Below are 18,453 nucleotides of genomic sequence, written 5' to 3'. Positions count from 1 at the left end.
CAAGTGGCCTGGGACCAGAAAGAGATCACCGCCTACCTCGTGGATGTGGATACGGGCGATTATCTCGATTTCCAGTACAACCCCAACGATATTGTTGACGACAAGAGCACTGCGTATGCGGCCATCAAAATCCCCGGTATGAGCCACCCCCGCTACCAGTACGTGGCCGGCGAGCCGCGCAAGATCAGCTTCAAGCTTCTGTTCTTCAAGGGACCGGTCAAAGAGTCGGTGGATTGGCTGCGCTCACTGCTTTACCCGGAGCACGCCGGAACCATGCTCAAGAACGCCCCGCACCGTGTGCTGTTCATGTTCGGCGACCTTTATCCTGGGGTGCTTTGCGTGGTTCGCCAGGTAAAGGCGCGTTTCTTCCACATGTTCGACCGCGACAGCCTCCTGCCGCAGCATGCCGAGGTCGACATGGTGCTGGAAGAGTACATCGATGAATCGGTGGATTACTCGGAGGTGCGCGGATGATCGGACGTCGTTCCCGCTACGCCGCGGGCATCCTTTATACGGATCACGGTGAAGAATTCCTGGGAGCCCGTCCGCGCGTCGATACAACTCCCCGCCCGGATGACCGTTTCCACGCCGTGGTCGACGGCGACAGGCTGGATCTGCTGGCGCACCACTACCTGGGCCGGGCCGACCTGTGGTGGATCATCTGCGATTACAACGACATCTTTTTCCCCTTGGAGCTCGAGCCCGGCACCGTGCTCCGGATTCCCTCCGTGGAGCATGTTCAGATGCGGCTGCTGAGCTGAGCCCGCCTTTCGTTCCTTCCGTGCCGACACCTTTGCTTGAGCGCCGGTAAGTATCCGGTGAAGACCGCCATACCGGCGGTATGACCGGAGACAGGCGCATGGACCTTGATACATTCAAACCGACGTTCCTCATCCAGATCGAGGGGCAGACATTATCAGCGGATATCACGCAGGAAATCACCTCGTTCGTCTTCGAGGACAACGAGGAGGAGCTGGACGTGCTGGAGCTGTCCGTCACGGACCGCAACCTCCAGTTCGTGGACGACCCGCTATTCCAGGAGGGCAACGAGATCGTCGCCCGCTTCGGCTATGTTGATAACCTCTCGCCGCGCAAGAAGGCGGTCATCAAGGACATCGACTACGACTTTCCCGAAAACGGCGACCCGACCATCCGCATCAAGGCCTACGACAAAGGTTTCAAGCTGGCCGGAAAGGAAAACCAGAAGGTCTGGAAGAAACCGCCGCCCGGCATCCTCTACTCTGAAATCGCCGAGGAGATCGCCGCAGCCAACGGTCTCACTCCGTCAGTGAAACCCACCAGGGATAGGAACTTCCTTTTTGCTAAAGAAAGTATCGAAAATTCCCAAAGTTAAAAATATTACTGTTCCCCTGATACAAGCACAACATGTTGTGCTTGTATCAGGGGAACGAATTTTAAGTCAAGGGAAAAATCAAAGTCCGAAAATTTGAAAAGAAAATAGCAAAAGGTTCTTGAAAAAATTTTAAAAAATACCAAGGCTGGGATGATTTTGGGCGTAGCACACCATAATCCCTCAGTCCAATTTCAAAAAAATCAATACCAACTCTCCAGTTCCGGAATCCGAGAGTCTGCCTCATCACAGACCAGTTCAAGAATATAATCTGAAACCTTTTGCGGCGGGTCATGATTGCGGACATCCCAGAGATCAAGATGACGTAATATGTTTTCGATGATGTCAAGTTCTTCGATAAAGCTGATGATTTTCATTTCACCCTGGCATTTGGGGCACACAAGTGGATCAACCTCATAAATTTTCTGAATCAGACGTGCCCAGTTCTGCCGGGATTCCTTGGAGGACAGATCATTTGGCATAACAGCAGGAATAACATCATCCGTACCAGCCTTTTTCTCATCCCTCGGGATTTATTCGAATACCAACCATAGTAACGGACCGTCTGCTCATATCTTCCTGGTATATGAGTCACCAGCCTGGCCAGCCAGTCCAAAGCGTTGAAAACTTTTCTGGATTTCCGGTCTTTGGATGTGTAAACAACTTTGGCAATACCATCTGCTGAGTCTTCACCCGGAACATAGACCATCCGTTCCTGGGAAAAACAAGCCCGGATAATGTAACGGGCCAGGTTGCCAAGACCAGTCTTGTCTGAAGGATAAATCCTGCCACCGATGTATACATTAAAACCACTGTGGCGCCATGAAAGCAGGTTTTCAATAATAGCATCATTTATCTTGCCCTCTTTCTTGAGCATTTTCAAAACCTCATACTGAAAAATCTCTTCCAGATCCTCCAGCATAAAACCTGGAGCTGTTTTGAAACTTCCATCATCAAGAAAACAGCCGTCAGTGGTTATAGCATGCAGGTGAGGATTGAAATTTAAAAAATCTCCGTAAGTCTGGACTGCGATACTAGCACCAGGAACGGCAGTATCATCGGAAACAACGGATTTAAGATATGCATTCATCACCTTCCAGGCACAAATCGACAATTTTGCCAGCAGTTTTCGGTCATACAGAAAATAAATCCGCAGCCGTTTGGGAATACTGAAAACCCACTGCCGATGAGGGACATCTTTCAGCACCTCCGTCAACAGCCATTCTCCATATTCGATCACCCGTTTCTGATGGCAAGACGGACAGAACTGCCGACGCTTGCAAGAAAATGCCAACAAATACTCGTGGCCGCATTCTTCACAACGGACCCTGGCAAATCCCATATGGAGATCACCGCAGTCAAGATATTTATAGATCACGGTCATGACATATGTCCGCCAGAATCCATACCGGGATTTATACATGTCATCCCAGGCACGTTCCAATTCTTCAAAGTGATTTTCGACACACTTGTAATATGCGCTTGCCTTAGGATTACGCGGCTGATAAACATCATAATTGAATGTTGCTGACAGGGCCATGGCGAAACCAAAAATGCTAAATGATTCATGGACATCCGAATGGAAATCAAGACCTGGAAGCAGATTATACAGCACTTGTTGAATTCATACAACAATATGGTTAAAAAACTAAACAAAAACATACTGACGGATAAACCGCAGATGTTTGCGTTCGGCAACAAGACAACAACAAGGCATTATTGGAGATGCAGATGGGGAGCTATGTAGACAGGATCAAGCCGGATTCATATGGCATTACAACCTACCTTGAGAATCTGCAGCGAGGTCAGTATCAGATACCTACATTTCAGCGTAATGTGGTATGGGATCGAGACCGAGTCAAACGGCTGTGGGACAGCATCTATAAATTTTACCCATTGGGTAGCATTTTGGTGTGGCGGACCGGAACTAAACTCCAGAATCACCGGGAGATTGGCGGTCACGAGTTGAAGGACGAAAGAACGGAATCTGAGTTCCATTACCTGCTGGATGGCCAGCAACGAACGACGGCGCTGCTTACCTCCATGTACGGTGGGAAGATTAAAGGGGAGGAAAAGCGCGATCCCACACTCTATGTAAACTTGACAGCGGAAGAACCAGTCGAGATTGAAGATGGTTCCTGGCGTGAAAGATTCTTGTTCTGGGATGAGATCGACGACCGAGGCGGCGAGTTGCTGCGCAATGTCGGTCGCAAGCAAAAATACGACCGAGGACTGGTAGTCCGTCTAAAGGACATTGCTCACTCATACGGCGAGGTGGAGAAACGTCTCGTCGAGAGTGGCTTGACCGATTATGACGCACCAGCCCGAGAGCAGCTGCGCCGTTTCAAGCAAGTGATAGACAACTACAAGTTATCGTTCATAGAACTCCGGGGAATTGAGGTCGGGGAGGTTTGCCAAATATTCGAACGCATCAATCAGGCTGGGCAACCCTTGAGCATGTTTGACATTGTAGTGGCCAAAACGTTCAGACCGGAGGAAGAGAATGTTCCAGGATTCTACCTACGAGGCTTGTGTGAGGAATTCCGCCACGAACTGAAAACGGCTGGTAGCCGTTTCGGCTGCATTGATGATATGACGTTTCTCCAAGCTCTCACCGTGCTGGTTCGTGACTCCATTCCGGACGCTGGGGTTCGGAACATTACAGACACATACCTGAATGTTCTAAAGACAGAACATTTGGAGACAATCTGGCAGGATGGTACCACGGCTATTCGTAAGGTCTTTGACTTTTTCGACAACCATTTACATCTGCCTGGTCCAGCTTTGATCCCTTATCGCTACTTTTTCCTTTCGCTCGCATCGTATTTCTTCAGAAATGGCACACCTGATTATAATCTCCTGAAGCGTTACTTCTGGTTTATCAGTTTCCATAATGATGACCTTCTGAGCAATACCACCCACCTGCGTGACCACATAGGCCGGTTCCAAAGAGCACGCGAAGGTAAGGACTTCGAGTTTGGTCGGTTCGTAATTGATCGTGAACGGCTTCGCAGAACCAGTTATAGCACGAAAGGCAGACTCTCCCGAGCGATTCTTTCCCTCTATGCCAACCAGATGCCTCGAGACTGGGAACAGAAGGATCGTTCAGTACTGACTTCCGTCTACTACGCTTTGACGGACCATCCCAACCTGCACCACATCTTCCCGCTCGATTTTTGCGAAAAACATTTACCAGATCAAGGACAACTCGCGAACAGTCTGCTGAACATTGCGTACCTGATGCAAATTACGAATCTCCAGATTAGTAATAAGAATCCTCTGGAGTATATGCGCGCCTACATCGGAGATGGCTTTGCCCCTGTCCAGCTGTAAGAAATCAGAATATATGAACCAAACTTAGCATAAAATTTTCAAAATAAATTGACAAGCTATACCGGATTATCAGAATAATTGAGCCTCGTTGGGGGCTTTTTTTATGCACAAAAAAAGGGCGGCGAGTGTTGGCGCACTCAAACCGCCCGAAAACACGAGCCTGTAAGGCTCACAAAAACTAATCAATTAAACTTTGATTTCGCTCTTTGAAAAAGTACGTTTTTGTTTTTTAGTCGCCATTGCTTGTTCTATTGATCGAACATCGGTTCAGCTTGAGTCGATCAGATGTTGGTAATCATAGTAGTGAAGTGGAACGTTGAGGATGGAAAGAATATCCTTTTGAAGGTCATTGAGCTCGGAGACAAAGCCATAGCTATTTCCGTCGGGCAGTTGCATTTGTCCCTGAACGATATCTTCGAACTCTTTGAGCATGAACTCGCTGCGCGGATTGCGAACAGAGTCAACGAGATCGCCCGTTTCGTCGCGCCGGACCGCATTCCTCACTCCACGGTGCTCTCGGTCGATCAGGCGGGCAGCAACGCGAGCTTCTTCGGCAGCCTGGCACTGCTGCCGGGCAACGAGACCGTGCTGGTGGAACAGAACGACTGGTCCGAGGAGCGGAACATCAACCCCTACGCCGTGTTCGACAAGCCCCCGGCCATGCTGCAGATCACGCCCAACCTCGGGCGGCGCGGCCAGACCGGCATCGCCGTCACCGGCATCAACTTCACCCCGAGCAAATCCGGCATCGTACTGCGCTGCGACGGCCAGGTGATGGCCAGCAACCTGATCAGCGACGAGGCCGGTCGGGTCAGCGCCTCCTTCACCATCCCGACCAACGCCCGCAACGGCAACCGCATCGTGGAGATGGCCGACGGCGTCTACTCGGCCCGGGCCAGCCTGCAGATCAACGATCCGCTGGTCATCACCCGCATCGAGCGCATCATCGAGAACCGCATCATCCGCGTGCCCGTGGTGCAGGTGGTCTGGCGCACCCAGACCATCTTCGTGCCCCGCGATCCGCTGGCCCAGACTTTCAGCTTCACCCAAAACCAGGTGATTTCCAGCATCGGACTGCAGTTCACCGCCAGGGACCCGAGCATTCCGGTCACGGTGCAGATTCGCGGCGTCACCACCGGTCTGCCCAACGGCGTGGTGTTCGCCGAGAAAGTGCTGGCCCCGAACGAGATCAGCCTGAGCGGCGAGACCCGCATTCGCTTCGACGACCCGTTCTACGCCGAGGCCAACACCAGCTATTCCGTGGTGCTGCTGACCAACAGCACCAATTACAAGGTGCGCACCGCCACCCTGGGCAAGATGGGCCGCTGGGGCATCATCACCCGGCAGACCTACATGGAAGGCGTGCTGCTGGAGAGCTCCAACGCCGAGACCTGGACGCCGCTCAACGGCTCCGACCTGGCGATGAAGATCTACGGCTACAACTTCCAGTCCGAGGGGATGATTCGCTTTCAGCCGATCACCGGCGTGCAGTTCTCCGACATCAACCTCGACGAATACTCGGCCATCCCCCAGGGTACCGGTCTCGACTGGGAATACTCCACCGACGGCGGCGTGACCTGGGACGCCATGGTTCCCGCCGAGGAGGAACGGCTGCCCAACCTCGCCACCCGGGTCCAGATCCGCGTGCGCCTGAGCAGCTCGCTTTCCAACGACACTCCGGCCATCAACTTTCGCGACGTCAACCTGGTGGGCTACCTCAACAAGACCACCGGGGCCTACCTGACCCGCGAGAACGAGCTGACCCAGGGTGTGGAATCGACCAAAGCCTATGTGCAGATGCAGATCCCCAGTGGCACCACCCTGCAATGGTTCGCCAGCAACGACGGCGGCCTGACCTGGGAGGCGATGACCATCCAGGACACCCGGCCCATCGACGAGAACTGGACCGAGTACACCCTGGTGCGCACCTTCACCGACAACACCGGCAACAAGGTGCGCTACAAAGCCGAGATGACCGGCACGCCGCTGATCTACCCGCGCATCCATTCGCTGGGCGCGACCCTGAGCTAAGGAGGCACGGCCATGATCGTTCGACGCAAAGGCGGCCTGACCGAGTTCATTCCCTCGCCGCAGGAGAAGCGCGACGGGCTGATCCGCGACCATGCCCTGGGCCTGCTCGAAAACCTGCACCAGCGCCTGGCGCGGCTGGAACGGGCATCAAAGCTCCCGGCCGACGAAGCGGAGGCCTTCACGGCGCTGCTGGCGCGGATGCGGGCCGACGAGTCGCGCAACCTCGAGCTGCACGCCAGCCTGATCACCGCTGATACCGCCTCCGGCTGACCGGCTCACTGCCACCGCCAACCCAGAAACCCCGGATACGGCCAGCCCGTTCCGGGGTTTCTGCCGCCTGTGCGCCGCCCAATCCGGCCTAGTTCGCAAGTCATTGAAAATAAACGTGTTAAATGTCGGCTTCGGCTGTTCTTCTACTTGATTTGTGTCCGGAAAGAAGCATTCATGGTGTAAGCGGAGGCTAAAAAGCCTTGCCTGACAACGACTTAGAAGCGCCACGAACGACGGAGGCACGCATGAACCTGAAAGAGATCCACTACGGGATCGAGATCGAGACCGTAAAACGCACCCGGGAACAGATCGCCTGGGCCATCCACTCGGTGGTGGGCGGCACGGTCCGCCATGTCGGCATCCCCAGCAGCTATGACCCCTGGGAGGTCGAGGACCTGCGCGGCCGCGTCTGGAAGGTGGTGGGGGACGCCTCCCTGACCAGCGTCCCGGCCCATCTGCGGGCCGAGGTGGTCAGCCCGGTGCTCGGCTACGACGACATCCCGCAACTGCAGGAGGCGGTCCGGGCCATCCGCCGCGCCGGAGGCAAGATCAACAGCCAGTGCGGCATCCACATCCATATCGACGCCGCGCCCTTCGACGGCAGGCACCTGGGTAACCTGGCCAAGATCATCTACAAGCAGGAGCCGCTGATCCTCCACGCCCTCGGCATCAGCCGCGACCGGCTCAACCGCTACACGCGGCCGGTGAGCGACGAGCTGATCCAGCGCATCGAACAGCATCGCCCCCGCACCAAGGACCAGCTCAACCGCATCTGGTACGGCTATCACAACCGCCAGCCCCAGCACTACGACAACAGCCGCTACCACGGGGTCAACCTGCACAACATCTGGTACCGGGGCACGGTGGAGTTCCGCTGGTTCGAGGCGACCCTCCACGCGGGACGGATCAAGGCCTACCTGCAGTTCTGCCTCGCCGTCGCCGCCAAGGCGCTCAACGGTCGGGCCGCCTCCAGCCGCAAGCGGGACTTCGATCCCCAGAGCGCCAAGTACGACTTTCGAGTCTTCCTGCTCCACCTCGGCCTGATCGGCGACGAGTTTAAGACCGCCCGCAAGCATCTGATGGCCAACATGCCCGGCGACGCCGCCTTCAAGAACGGACGGCCTAAACCGGAGGAGGTCCTTCCGGACGAAACCACCACTCACACCAACGAGGCCGGGCAAGTTCCCGGCCTCACTGTTTAAGGAGGGGCTCCATGAAAATTCTGATCCGCTCCACCCGGCTTTCCGGCGAACCGATCCCCGGCAGCGGGGAAACCCTGCAGGCCGCCGACTGCCTCGAAGTTGTCGAGTTGATGCGCGGCCAGACGCCGTTTACCGCCAGCCGAGCGCCCCGGGACTACATGACCGAGGTGCTCTCCGGCATCGAAGGCGGTCCGACCCAGCCGTTGCCGGAGGACGCCGCCGCTGCGGCCGCCGAGTTTCTCACCCGCCTGGCGCGGCACGGCCTGATCGAGTTCCTGCCCGACGACAAGGCCAGCGATCCCTGGCCGGAACGATTCCTCGAAGCCCTGGAAACGGTGCGGCTCTCCGGGCGCACCAACATGCTCGACCACCTGGAGGTGACCCGGCTGACCGCCGAGATGGGCTACCCAGAGGTGGCCGAGTGGCTGACGGGCCACCGGCGCGAGTACGCGGCCTTCGTCCTCGATGGGACAAGACCGCTCGGCAAGAACTTCGGCGGCAAGGAGGACCCGGCTCCATGTGCGGACAAGTAGGCATCATCTTCGGCCGCAAGCGCAGACGGCCGGACGAGCAGGATTACCTGCGCGAGGTCTTCATCCGCATGCTGCTGCACAGCGAGGAGCGCGGCCCGCACGCCTCCGGTCTGGCCTGGCTCAAGATCGACGGCAGCCACCGGATCTTCAAGCGGCCGATGCGGGCGCACGAACTGGTCTACGAGAAGCCGTTCCAGGAGCTGCTCGGGCAGGTCGACAACGAGACCACCATCCTCATGGGCCACACCCGCTGGCGCACCCGGGGCAACGAGTTCAACAACCGCAACAACCATCCCATCCGGGCCGGGATCGTCATCGGTACCCACAACAGCACCATCTACAACGCCGATTATCTGTTCCGCCGTCTCGGGCTGCCGCGCTTCGCCGAAGTGGACAGCGAGCTGATCTTCCGCCTGGCCGACCGCTTCGCGCCCGAAGGCCCCATCGACCAGGAGGGCCTGAAGAAGGCGCTCGCCCTCTGTCGCGGCCAGATGAGCGCCGTGCTGGCCTCGCGGCTCGACCCCGGCACCATCACCGTGCTCAAGGGCAACAAACCGCTCTGCCTGCGCATCCACCGCCAGCACCGGGTGGTGCTCTACGCCTCGGAGCCAGCCTTCATCGACTTTGCCGTGGACTTTGATCCGGGCTGGCGCGAGCTGGAGGTGCCGCCCATGACCATGCTCACCATCCGCCACAAGGATGTGCGGGCCATCGAAAACAGCGAATTCCGCTTCATACCCCAGGAGCGCAAAGGGACACTGCCCGAAGGAGTGAATGCATGAACATTGGAGAACCATCAAAGCTGAACACAAATCCGGAAGACAGTCCCGAGACCATCCTCCGGCTCTTCGTCTACGGCACCCTGAAACGGGGCTATTGGAACCATCAGCGCTTCTGCGCCCAGGCCCGCAGCATCGAACAGGCCGTGGTCTGGGGCAGGCTCTACCATCTCCACGCCGGGTTCCCGGCCATCGAGGTGCCGGAAGGCCTGATCCTGGCCCGGGGCAGTGTTGATCCATTGGCCGACGCCCGCAGACAGCAGGAGATCGGCACGCCGTGCTTCGGACGCCCGACCGGCGACTGGAATCTGATCCACGGAGAGCTGGTGACCTTCACCGACCCGCAACGCGACCTGCCGCCCATCGACCGGCTGGAAGGCTTCCGGCCCGGCGGGCACAGCATGTACCAGCGGGTGATGGTGGCGGTGCTATGCGGTCGCACCTCGATTCCAGCCTGGACCTATTGGATTCCATGCCCGCCTTACGCGGAAAGAGTCGCCAGTGGCCAGTGGTTACGCCCGTGAACCGATCTTTGCGGCCTTATCCGGATTATTGGTTTTCCGCTTGACACAAGGAGCCAACGCGCGTATTGGTTAGAATATAACGTCATAAAATGAACATGCCGTCACGTTTTTAAATGTTCTATGCTGCCAAGGAAACGGAGGTCAGGCAATGCAAGATGAGAAGCTCCCACGTCGGGAAAGAGAAAACGCAGACATCGTCGGCAGATGCTTGCTGCTGCACTCGAGCTTTTCTCGAAGAAAGGATACCACAACGTCTCCATGCACGAGATCGCGGAAAGAGCCGAGTTTGCCATCGGTACGCTTTACAAGTTCTTCAAAAACAAAGAAGACCTCTATAAGTCCCTCATGATGGAAAAGGCAGCGGAATATCACCATACCCTGAGCGAAGTCCTTTCACGGGAAGGTGACGTCCTGACTATTCTCAAAGACTACATTTCCGCTAAAGCGGGGATCTTTGCCGATGACGTTGCCACGTTGCGGCTCTATTTTGCTGAAACGCGGGGTGCGAGTTTCAACATCAAGGCCGGTCTCGATCAGGACATTCGCAAGCTTTATGACGAACTGGTAGAGCAACTGGCTTCGACACTGGAAAAAGGTATTCGCAAAAACGTGCTTCGCGATCTGAACCCCTACTATATGGCCGTGGCCCTGGAGGGAATCACCAACGCTTTTCTCTTCTGTTGGCTGGAAGATCCGGAACGGCATTCATACAAGGCGAATGCCCCGGTGATCAGTGACATGTTTCTCAAAGGGGTGATGGCCGAATGAAAAAAGCCTTAAGGATAACAGCTCGCACCATGGTTATGCTTCTGGTGGGAGGTGGATTGCTGCTGACAGCGGGTTGTATTTCTATTAGCGCTGCCGCCGAGCCGTTGCACGGCCATTCCGATGCAATCGCCGAAAAATCGCCGGAAATAGAAGGCAATCGTCCCTCTGCTCCCGTTGAGGAGCTTCGCAAGCTCGAAAAGGATGGCAATATACACCTTTCGTTAAGCGATTGCCTGAAAATAGCGTTGCAACACAATTACGATATCCGCCTTACACGGGAAGCCCTGACTCAAGCCAATACAAAGATAACTCAGGCCAGATCGGCTATGCTCCCATTTTTGGGGGCGGAGGCTTCCTATACACGACTGGACGAGGAGTTGAGTTTTGCAATGGGACCGCAATCATTGACCTTCATGGATCGTGATCAATACAAGGCGGGGCTCGTCATCCGGCAGCCCATTTTCACGGGAGGGCGATTGAATGCGGCGCGCAAGGCATCCCAGTATTCACGAGACGCTCAAGCTCAAGAGAACAGGGCCGTTGAAGAGGAAGTCGTTTTCCAGGTTACACGCGCTTATCGGACCGCACAGTTGGCCGAAGCGTTTCAAGGTGTTGCCGTGGAGGCCGTCGATCTTCTCAATGTGCATGAACATGACGTGGCGATTCTGGTGGAGAAAGGGGCGAATCCGGAAATTGACCTGCTTCGCACCCGAACGGAACTTGCCAATGCCCGCAAAGATCTGAATGGCGCTGACAACGCCGTCGACCTGGCATATTCTGCACTTAAGAACTTGCTGAGCATGCCCCTTGAAGAATCAGTCCGTTTGACGGAAGCCTTGGTGCGGTCGCCCGGGCCGGGGGCGGATCTTTCGTCTCTCACCGAGTTGGCCCTTTCGCAACGTCCCGAACTGTCTGCAATGGATTCCAAAATGGCAGCTGCGGAGCAGGCGCTTAAAGCGGCCAGGGGAGAATACCTGCCTACCATTGCCCTGGAAGGGCGTTACGAATATATGGAAGGCGATTTTCGGGATCTGGAAGGCGGAGAGCATTGGACGGTTGGAATAGGGGCGCAGTTTCCCCTCTGGAATTGGGGGAAAACCGCTGCCAAGGTCAGAGAGGCGAAATCCCAACTGGTTCAGGTAAAAATCCAGCGAGATAAAACGACAGATCGCATTCGTCTTGAAGTGCGCCAAGCCTTCCTGGACCTCGGAAAAGCAGAAAAGAATATCGATGCGGCTGAGAGTGCACTGAAGACAGCCAGGGAGGCTTACCGCCTGGCAAGAGCCAGCTACCGGGCAGGAGAAGGCACAAATACCGACGTGCTGGACGTTCGTACGGCCTTAAGTCGAGCTGAAGCGAATCACACACAGGCTCTTTTTGATTACAACGTTGCCCTTGCCGCCCTTCATCGAGCGGTGGGCGTAATGGTGATAGAGCCGCCTGATATCAAGGAAAAGGAGTCTGCCGAATGAGACGAAGAGGAGTCTATATATCCATTGCTATTGCGGCTGCTGTTATTGCGTTCTTGGCTGTCCAAGTTTCCAGGAAGCAATGGCAAAAAGATGAAGATCCGAACGCGGCGGGCAAGGCGTTGCCTGTCACAATCGCATCTGTTGTCCCGCACGAATTCGCTGATGAAATCAGCGCCGTCGGCACCTTGAAAGCCCGAGACACGAGTCCGCTAAGCCCCAAGGTGGCAGGAACGGTGAGCCGGGTTCTGGTTGATATCGGTGAGCGCGTCAATGCCGGTGAGGTCGTTATAAAACTGGACAGAACAAACTATGATCTCGGCGTCAAGCAGGCCCGGGCGGCGCTAGCAGCTGCGGAAGCAGCAGTTCCGCAGGCTGAAGCCCATTTTGAACAGGCCGAGAAAGAATACCGACGCGCAATCGAACTGCTGAAGGAAAAAGTGATTCCGCAAAGTCGCTTTGATGCATCAGAAGCGGCCTTTAAAAGCGCCAAGGAAGCGGTGTTCTACGCCCGAGCACAGAGGGACCAGGCAAAGGCCGCCTTGGAGACAGCGCTGGAACATCTCAAGGATGCAGATATCCGATCGCCTATCGGCGGCGCTGTCGTGGAGAGAAATGTGGAAATCGGTCAGGCGGTCGCTCCCGGCGGCCGACTTCTGCTAATCGTGGACCAAACATCTCTGAACCTGGATGTCGATTTGCCGGAAGCAGACATTGGCCGGATTGTCGTTGGAACTGTTGCGCTGATCACGACAGACGCCTTCCCGGGACATGAGTATTCAGGGAAAGTAACCGTTATCAATCCATTGGTGGACCGAAAGACGCGTACTTTCCGCATGAGAATCGAGGTGCCGAATCCGTCCGGGAAGTTGGTGGACGGAATGTATGCCAGGGTGAAGCTTTCGGCAGAGAAAAGAAGGTCCCTTGCCGTTCCCCGTGAAACCTTGCAACGCCTCCCCGGCAGCGGCACCTATTACGTTTTTGTGGTGGAAGGAAATAAGGCCCATAAGCGAACGGTCGAAATTAGGGCCATGGATGACCAATTTGCCGAAGTGATGGGCGGCTTGGTTGAGAATGACAAAGTGGTCACCAGCGGAGCGGGACGTTTACAGTCAGGCATGGAGGTAAGCGTGCAAGATATTTTGAACAAGAATGGGACGGATAACTCTGGGGGACAACTTTTCAAGAAGAACGGCGGTGAACATGTCGGACGATAGCTCAGGTTTTCCGAAAAATATCGGCCTGGCTCTGGGTAGCGGCTCCGCACGGGGATGGTCTCATATCGGTGTATTGCAGGCACTAGCTGAGGCAGGAATAGAAATCAGGTACGTCGCCGGCACCAGCATTGGTTCGTTGGTAGGGGCCGCATGTGCCCTTGGCAAAATGGATGTGCTGGAAAATTTTGCCCGTCAGCTCGACTGGAAACAGATTGTTTCCTTCCTGGATGTAACTTTTCCGAGGTCGGGACTCATTGATGGAAAGAAGATCAGCGATTTCTTTCGTTCTCATGTTCGAGAAATGAACATTGAAGAATTACCTCTCCGCTATTGCGCGGTTGCCACCGACTTGGCCACGGGTCGTGAGGTCGTGTTGAACAAAGGGGACCTCATAGAGGCAATCCGCGCGAGCATCTCGGTTCCGGGCATTTTCACGCCGGTCAGGAAAAACGGCGGCTTTCTGGTGGATGGGGGGCTGGTCAACCCCGTGCCGGTGAGCGCTGTCAGGGAAATGGGAGCGGATTACGTCATCGCTGTTGATTTGAACCATGACATCGTCGACAAAAGGAGTGCAGGCAGCATCGACCCGGTTGCTCCTTCATTAAAAGCTGCGGTTGATCAGCCCCAGCCCGCAAAATGGAGAATCGCGCAGGCTCTGACCAACAGGCTCAGCGAATTCGATTCGCCCGCGTTATCGCAAGTGCGCCAGTGGCTGCAAAGGGACCCCGTGCCAAATATTTTTGATGTGTTGACGACTGCAATCAATATTATGGAAGTGCAGATCACCGCGACAAGATTGGCAACCGATCCGCCCGATCTGCTGATTCGGCCAAAGCTGGGGGATATTCGTTTTCTCGAATTCCATCGGGCCGAGGAGGCCATTGCCGAGGGATACCGAGAAGCCATGGCGCAGCTCAAAGAAAGATGGAAATGTGCTGCCAAAAGAGATTTACCAGGAGGTTTTTTACCGGGGAGGACGGAAGATGGGAATTAATATTTGTCAGTTACAAGAAAAACGCCTCGTTGATCGTCTGCGTTCTCTGAGGGTCAAAGGAGAAGTGATCGAGAAAAAAGAATGGAATCATTCAGTGGACGGCCCGAAAGGAAGATTGTCGTTGTCAAGTTCAAGAACAGGATAATTGAAACAAACCTTGATGACGCAGAATTCGAACGGACTGAGATCGGGGAACGGATTTGGTTCTCTCCTCCGGTCCCTGATCGTGATCCGTGCACTTGCCATCTATTCGTCTGGCTGACTGTTGGAATCACATCTGGGGCACTGGCAATCTGGGCCATCACAACCCATTTTCATGGAAAAACCGCCGCTATCCTTTCTCTTGTCGCAGCAGGTTGGATCAGCGTTATTGCCTGGGCCAGGATATGTTCGCACGAGCAAAGCAAATGCCTTCGGGACCTTAAGACGGAAGTCGACTTTTTTGAAGCTGACGGTGACGACAAGCAAGGGGAACAGAAATGAAATTACCGGAGATATCCGTCCGCAGGCCGGTCACGACCGTTATGGTTTTCGCTGCCATTACATTGCTGGGTTGCGTGGCTTTTTTCAGGCTCAACCTCGACTTGTTACCGGATATTGAACCTCCGGCCGTGAGTGTCATCACACTCTATCCGGGGGCTTCCGCCACGGATGTTGAGTCGGAGGTGACCAAGTACCTGGAAGACCAGCTTTCAACCACACCGAATCTCGACCGGCTGGAGTCAAAGTCAAAAGACAACATCGCCATCGTCAATTGCATATTCAACTGGGGCACCGACCTGGATGTTGCGGTCAACGATATCCGGGAGAAGATCGATCTTGCCAAGCCGGACCTTGCCGATGGAGCGGAAGACCCCTTTATCTTCAAGTTCAGCAGTTCCATGGTGCCGGTGCTCGTCATGACAGTGACGGCGGAAGAAAGCAGTCCCGATCTTTACAGAATTGTGGACAAGCAAATCGCCGATCCGTTGAAGCGTGTGCCCGGCGTGGGCGCTGTCGTCTATATCGGCGGTCAGGAAAGACAGATCAATGTGCATTTCGACCGCGAAGCAATAGATGCTTATCACATTTCCGTCCAGCAGATCAGAAATGTTCTCGCCGCTGAAAACCTGAACCTTCCGGTGGGCACCGTCAAGATCGGGAGGAATGAACTCCAAATCAGAGTGGCGGGGCGCTATCGGGATGCAGCGGAAATCGCAAATACGGTGATCGGAAGCAACGGCGACGCGCTTGTGCGGCTCAGAGATGTGGCCACGGTCACCGATGCCTTTGAGGAGCCGCAGGAGTGGGCGCGTTCCGGCAAGCTTCCTGCGATTGCCTTGATTATTCAGAAGCAGTCCGGGACCAACACCGTCAACGTGATCGAAGCCATAAAAGATCGCCTCAAGACACTGAAGACCGAAGTGCCGGCGGATATCGAAATCCACGGGATTCTGGATAACTCCGATCACATTTATGCGATGATCAATAGTTTGACCGAAGCCGCCGTCGTCGGAGGTCTTTTGGTCATTGTCGTCTGTTTCCTGTTTCTTCGGCGGTTTCGCACCAGCCTGGTCGTCTCAATGGCAATTCCTTTTTCGATTATCATCGCCTTTATCGGCCTTTTCGTCATGAATTATACCATCAACGTCATTTCCCTGATGAGCCTTGCCATCGCTGTGGGTATGGTTGTTGACGACTCAATAGTAGTTCTTGAAAACATCGTACGGCATGTGGATGAAGGAAGGTCTCCAAAGCAGGCCGCCGTTGATGGGGCATCGGAGGTGGGCATGGCGGTGGCCGCGTCAACGTTGACCATTGTGGCCGTCTTTGCGCCTCTTCTCTTAGTGAAAGGGATCGCTGGTATCATCTTTGGTCAGTTGGCGTTCATGATCTTGATCACGATTCTGGCTTCGCTCTTCATTTCACTGACGTTGACCCCCATGGCTTCTTCCCGTTTGCTCCTTTTGCAGAAGGAAAGAACACTCAATCCGGTATTTGCTTGGAGCGAACGCGTGTTGAATACAATTGATGTTATTTATGCCCAGATTTTGGGGTGGGGATTAAGGCATCGTAAGATAGCGCTTTCAACCATCGCCATCGCGTTTGTTGGCAGTTTAGTTCTTATTCCATTGGTCGGTACCGAATTCCTCCCGGAAGTCGACTCGGGAGAGATCGAAATCGTTGCCGAATTACCTGAAGGTACACGAGGAGAACTCACTGCTGAGACGGCTGACAAAATACTCGCTATATTTCAGAAGATTCCTGAAGTGGAAGCATCTTATGGCCTGGCTGGACAAAGCAAAAAAGGACTCCTGAGTGCTCTAGGATTCGAGGAGGGCACAAATCTGGCGCGTGTTGGAGCCCGCCTCGTTCCGAAGGAAGAGCGGCAGCGCTCGGCCAAGCAGATTGCTGCGAAAATCCGTCCGGAAATTGATTCTCTGCCTGAGGTGGAGAAAATCTCGGTTCGGGCAATCAGCGCAATTCAAAAACTATTCTTCGGTGGAGGACGTCCAATCAGCATTGAGATTCTAGGCCATGATATCGAGATGACAAACGAAGTTGCTGCGAAAATCCAACGCATCGTGGAATCAACACCTGGCGCGGTGGATGCCTCTATCAGTCGAAAAAAACCACGGCCGGAAGTGCTGATTCGTCTTGACCGGGATAAGGCGGCATCTTTGGGGTTGAATGTGGCGCTTGTCGCCGACGCATTAAGAACCAACTACTATGGTTTCGATGATACGAAGTTCCGAGAGGCGGGTGACGACTTCGACATCGAGTTGCGCCTAAAAAAAGACCAGCGGGAAACGATTCGTGAAATCGGGGAAACCCCCATCACAACCCTAAACGGTCAGACCATTAAGCTCCGAAACGTCGCATCTGTTCGTGAAACCTTTGGGCCTGTGGAGATCGATCGGAAAAACAGGACCCGCGTCACAAAGGTTCAGTCGGGCGTCCAGGGCAGGGTTCTGGGTGATGTGGTACGAGATATTCGAGAAAAGATGACCTCGCTTGACCTGCCTCCCGGCGTTTCCATCGAATGGGGCGGGGAGGTGGAGGAACAGCGAAAAGCGTTCCTTGACCTAGCCCTCCTTTTGATTTTGGGAATAGTCCTTGTATATATGGTCATGGCAGGGGAATTCGAAGATTTCGTTGATCCATTCATCATCATGTTTTCGGTTCCTTTCGCCTTCGTTGGAGTGATCTGGGCCTTCGTTTTTACGGCCACTCCGCTCAACCTGATGAGCTTCATAGGGGTAATCATGCTCATGGGCATTGTTGTAAAGAACGCCATTGTGCTCGTGGACTACACTAAGCAACTGAGAGAGCGCGGGATGAGTCTGAACGAAGCGGTTGTCAAGGGAGGAAGAACACGCCTGAGGCCGGTGCTCATGACGAGTCTAACCACAATATTCGGCATGGTCCCTTTAGCCCTTTCCAGTGGTGAGGGCTCGGAAGTATGGAATGCATTAGGCATCACGGTCATCGGGGGACTATTAGTCAGTGGCCTTGTGACATTGATTCTGGTACCTCTAGTGTATTCGCTGGTTCACCGGAGTAGAGCAAAATGACGGCCGATGTTGTAAACATGTTCTTTTCTTTCTCCTTTTTTCCATTCTTGGATGGATGCTGGAGGTCTCCTATCGCTCTTTGCGTGACAAACGGTTCGTCAACCCCGGCCTCTTGAGGGGACCGTATCTTCCCCTCTACGGTACAGGTGCCCTGATACTCATGGTGGCGGTTTCCATGTTGCAGGGTTACCATGTGTTGACCAAAGCACTTGCCTATTTAATCATCACCACCGGACTTGAACTCGTTTGCGGATTTATTGTAGAATATTTTCTTGGCCCCGTCTTTGGGACTATTCGGATCAACGCTTCAGCTATAGAGGGCACATCTGCCTCAAGTTTTCCATCTACTGGATATTACTGGCCTTTGCCTTTGAATATCTTTTATTACCCCCGTATAAAAGCATACTCATACTGCTGTCACCCGCTTT

18 protein-coding genes and 2 pseudogenes are annotated in these 18,453 nt (G+C 54.6%); 18 read left to right on the top strand and 2 right to left on the bottom strand.

All coding sequences use genetic code 11. From position 1 onward, the window contains the following. Positions 1–3 precede the first annotated feature (3 nt). The 3 genes from ACZ42F_RS06580 to ACZ42F_RS06570 all read left to right on the top strand — a co-directional run bounded on the left by ACZ42F_RS06580 (position 4) and on the right by ACZ42F_RS06570 (position 1,354). On the top strand, positions 4–474 hold the full coding sequence (locus ACZ42F_RS06580) for a CIS tube protein (protein ID WP_464278369.1): 471 nt from the start codon (positions 4–6) through the stop codon (positions 472–474). Then, the gene (locus tag ACZ42F_RS06575) at positions 471–761 is read left to right on the top strand and encodes a LysM peptidoglycan-binding domain-containing protein (RefSeq protein WP_464278368.1); all 291 of its coding nucleotides are present in this window, start codon (positions 471–473) and stop codon (positions 759–761) included. Before ACZ42F_RS06580 ends, ACZ42F_RS06575 begins: the two co-directional genes overlap by 4 nt. Before the next feature lie 98 nt (positions 762–859). After that, a complete protein-coding gene (locus ACZ42F_RS06570; protein ID WP_464278367.1) occupies positions 860–1,354 on the top strand; it encodes a hypothetical protein in 495 nt (164 codons plus the stop codon). Positions 1,355–1,554: 200 nt separating this feature from the next. Here the strand turns inward: ACZ42F_RS06570 and ACZ42F_RS06565 are convergent, their stop codons facing one another. Together ACZ42F_RS06565 and ACZ42F_RS06560 are read right to left on the bottom strand one after the other, a co-directional pair. Continuing rightward, positions 1,555–1,728 carry a hypothetical protein gene (locus tag ACZ42F_RS06565; RefSeq protein ID WP_464278366.1) on the bottom strand — a complete coding sequence of 58 codons (174 nt, stop codon included), beginning with the start codon at positions 1,726–1,728 and terminating at the stop codon, positions 1,555–1,557. A 53-nt stretch (positions 1,729–1,781) separates the two neighbouring features. Continuing rightward, the gene (locus ACZ42F_RS06560) at positions 1,782–2,966 is read right to left on the bottom strand and encodes an IS91 family transposase (protein ID WP_464278365.1); all 1,185 of its coding nucleotides are present in this window, start codon (positions 2,964–2,966) and stop codon (positions 1,782–1,784) included. 116 nt (positions 2,967–3,082) lie between these two features. On the opposite strand from ACZ42F_RS06560, the gene ACZ42F_RS06555 reads away from it, so the two are divergent. From ACZ42F_RS06555 to ACZ42F_RS06485, 15 genes and pseudogenes are all read left to right on the top strand, one after another. Next, positions 3,083–4,684, top strand: a complete 1,602-nt coding sequence (locus tag ACZ42F_RS06555; protein WP_464278364.1) for a GmrSD restriction endonuclease domain-containing protein — start codon at positions 3,083–3,085, stop codon at positions 4,682–4,684. A 339-nt stretch (positions 4,685–5,023) separates the two neighbouring features. Then, a complete protein-coding gene (locus ACZ42F_RS06550; protein ID WP_464278363.1) occupies positions 5,024–6,715 on the top strand; it encodes a hypothetical protein in 1,692 nt (563 codons plus the stop codon). A 12-nt stretch (positions 6,716–6,727) separates the two neighbouring features. Continuing rightward, positions 6,728–6,985 carry a hypothetical protein gene (locus tag ACZ42F_RS06545; protein ID WP_028588143.1) on the top strand — a complete coding sequence of 86 codons (258 nt, stop codon included), beginning with the start codon at positions 6,728–6,730 and terminating at the stop codon, positions 6,983–6,985. Positions 6,986–7,230: 245 nt separating this feature from the next. After that, positions 7,231–8,187 carry an amidoligase family protein gene (locus tag ACZ42F_RS06540; protein WP_028588142.1) on the top strand — a complete coding sequence of 319 codons (957 nt, stop codon included), beginning with the start codon at positions 7,231–7,233 and terminating at the stop codon, positions 8,185–8,187. Between the two features lie 11 nt (positions 8,188–8,198). After that, positions 8,199–8,720, top strand: a complete 522-nt coding sequence (locus ACZ42F_RS06535) for a DUF5049 domain-containing protein (protein WP_011367003.1) — start codon at positions 8,199–8,201, stop codon at positions 8,718–8,720. Further along, positions 8,705–9,502: a glucosamine 6-phosphate synthetase gene (locus tag ACZ42F_RS06530; RefSeq protein WP_464278362.1), complete on the top strand. Its 798-nt coding sequence runs from the start codon at positions 8,705–8,707 to the stop codon at positions 9,500–9,502. The genes ACZ42F_RS06535 and ACZ42F_RS06530 overlap by 16 nt, the downstream gene beginning before the upstream one ends. Continuing rightward, a complete protein-coding gene (locus ACZ42F_RS06525) occupies positions 9,499–10,023 on the top strand; it encodes a gamma-glutamylcyclotransferase family protein (RefSeq protein ID WP_011367005.1) in 525 nt (174 codons plus the stop codon). Before ACZ42F_RS06530 ends, ACZ42F_RS06525 begins: the two co-directional genes overlap by 4 nt. Before the next feature lie 204 nt (positions 10,024–10,227). Beyond that, positions 10,228–10,791 (top strand): TetR/AcrR family transcriptional regulator, encoded by a 564-nt coding sequence (locus ACZ42F_RS06520; protein ID WP_464278361.1) that lies wholly within the window; start codon positions 10,228–10,230, stop codon positions 10,789–10,791. Continuing rightward, positions 10,788–12,263 carry a TolC family protein gene (locus ACZ42F_RS06515; protein ID WP_464278360.1) on the top strand — a complete coding sequence of 492 codons (1,476 nt, stop codon included), beginning with the start codon at positions 10,788–10,790 and terminating at the stop codon, positions 12,261–12,263. Before ACZ42F_RS06520 ends, ACZ42F_RS06515 begins: the two co-directional genes overlap by 4 nt. Further along, positions 12,260–13,477: an efflux RND transporter periplasmic adaptor subunit gene (locus ACZ42F_RS06510; protein WP_011367008.1), complete on the top strand. Its 1,218-nt coding sequence runs from the start codon at positions 12,260–12,262 to the stop codon at positions 13,475–13,477. The genes ACZ42F_RS06515 and ACZ42F_RS06510 overlap by 4 nt, the downstream gene beginning before the upstream one ends. Then, positions 13,464–14,471, top strand: a complete 1,008-nt coding sequence (locus ACZ42F_RS06505) for a patatin-like phospholipase family protein (protein ID WP_464278359.1) — start codon at positions 13,464–13,466, stop codon at positions 14,469–14,471. The genes ACZ42F_RS06510 and ACZ42F_RS06505 overlap by 14 nt, the downstream gene beginning before the upstream one ends. Continuing rightward, positions 14,461–14,616, top strand: coding sequence for a hypothetical protein (locus tag ACZ42F_RS06500; protein ID WP_464278358.1), 156 nt, complete (start codon positions 14,461–14,463; stop codon positions 14,614–14,616). The genes ACZ42F_RS06505 and ACZ42F_RS06500 overlap by 11 nt, the downstream gene beginning before the upstream one ends. A 334-nt stretch (positions 14,617–14,950) precedes the next feature. Continuing rightward, positions 14,951–18,025: an efflux RND transporter permease subunit gene (locus tag ACZ42F_RS06495; RefSeq protein WP_464280175.1), complete on the top strand. Its 3,075-nt coding sequence runs from the start codon at positions 14,951–14,953 to the stop codon at positions 18,023–18,025. Then, positions 17,994–18,287 (top strand): annotated as a pseudogene (locus tag ACZ42F_RS06490) (putative ABC transporter permease); the annotation flags it as partial. The gene ACZ42F_RS06495 and the pseudogene ACZ42F_RS06490, both read left to right, overlap by 32 nt. Continuing rightward, a pseudogene (locus ACZ42F_RS06485) lies at positions 18,272–18,448 on the top strand (putative ABC transporter permease); the annotation flags it as partial. The pseudogenes ACZ42F_RS06490 and ACZ42F_RS06485, both read left to right, overlap by 16 nt. Positions 18,449–18,453: the final 5 nt, after the last annotated feature.

The sequence above is a fragment of the Desulfonauticus autotrophicus genome (assembly GCF_055381725.1).
The sequence above is the reverse complement of the archived record's forward strand: the minus strand, read 5'-3'. Positions and strand labels throughout refer to the sequence as shown.

Coding starts and splice junctions, on each gene's coding strand:
- ACZ42F_RS06565 (WP_464278366.1), bottom strand. CDS start 1,728: ATGAAAATCATCAGCTTTATCGAAGAACTTGACATCATCGAAAACATA.
- ACZ42F_RS06555 (WP_464278364.1), top strand. CDS start 3,083: ATGGGGAGCTATGTAGACAGGATCAAGCCGGATTCATATGGCATTACA.
- ACZ42F_RS06545 (WP_028588143.1), top strand. CDS start 6,728: ATGATCGTTCGACGCAAAGGCGGCCTGACCGAGTTCATTCCCTCGCCG.
- ACZ42F_RS06540 (WP_028588142.1), top strand. CDS start 7,231: ATGAACCTGAAAGAGATCCACTACGGGATCGAGATCGAGACCGTAAAA.
- ACZ42F_RS06495 (WP_464280175.1), top strand. CDS start 14,951: ATGAAATTACCGGAGATATCCGTCCGCAGGCCGGTCACGACCGTTATG.
- ACZ42F_RS06505 (WP_464278359.1), top strand. CDS start 13,464: ATGTCGGACGATAGCTCAGGTTTTCCGAAAAATATCGGCCTGGCTCTG.
- ACZ42F_RS06515 (WP_464278360.1), top strand. CDS start 10,788: ATGAAAAAAGCCTTAAGGATAACAGCTCGCACCATGGTTATGCTTCTG.
- ACZ42F_RS06525 (WP_011367005.1), top strand. CDS start 9,499: ATGAACATTGGAGAACCATCAAAGCTGAACACAAATCCGGAAGACAGT.
- ACZ42F_RS06570 (WP_464278367.1), top strand. CDS start 860: ATGGACCTTGATACATTCAAACCGACGTTCCTCATCCAGATCGAGGGG.
- ACZ42F_RS06575 (WP_464278368.1), top strand. CDS start 471: ATGATCGGACGTCGTTCCCGCTACGCCGCGGGCATCCTTTATACGGAT.
- ACZ42F_RS06530 (WP_464278362.1), top strand. CDS start 8,705: ATGTGCGGACAAGTAGGCATCATCTTCGGCCGCAAGCGCAGACGGCCG.
- ACZ42F_RS06500 (WP_464278358.1), top strand. CDS start 14,461: ATGGGAATTAATATTTGTCAGTTACAAGAAAAACGCCTCGTTGATCGT.
- ACZ42F_RS06520 (WP_464278361.1), top strand. CDS start 10,228: ATGCTTGCTGCTGCACTCGAGCTTTTCTCGAAGAAAGGATACCACAAC.
- ACZ42F_RS06510 (WP_011367008.1), top strand. CDS start 12,260: ATGAGACGAAGAGGAGTCTATATATCCATTGCTATTGCGGCTGCTGTT.
- ACZ42F_RS06535 (WP_011367003.1), top strand. CDS start 8,199: ATGAAAATTCTGATCCGCTCCACCCGGCTTTCCGGCGAACCGATCCCC.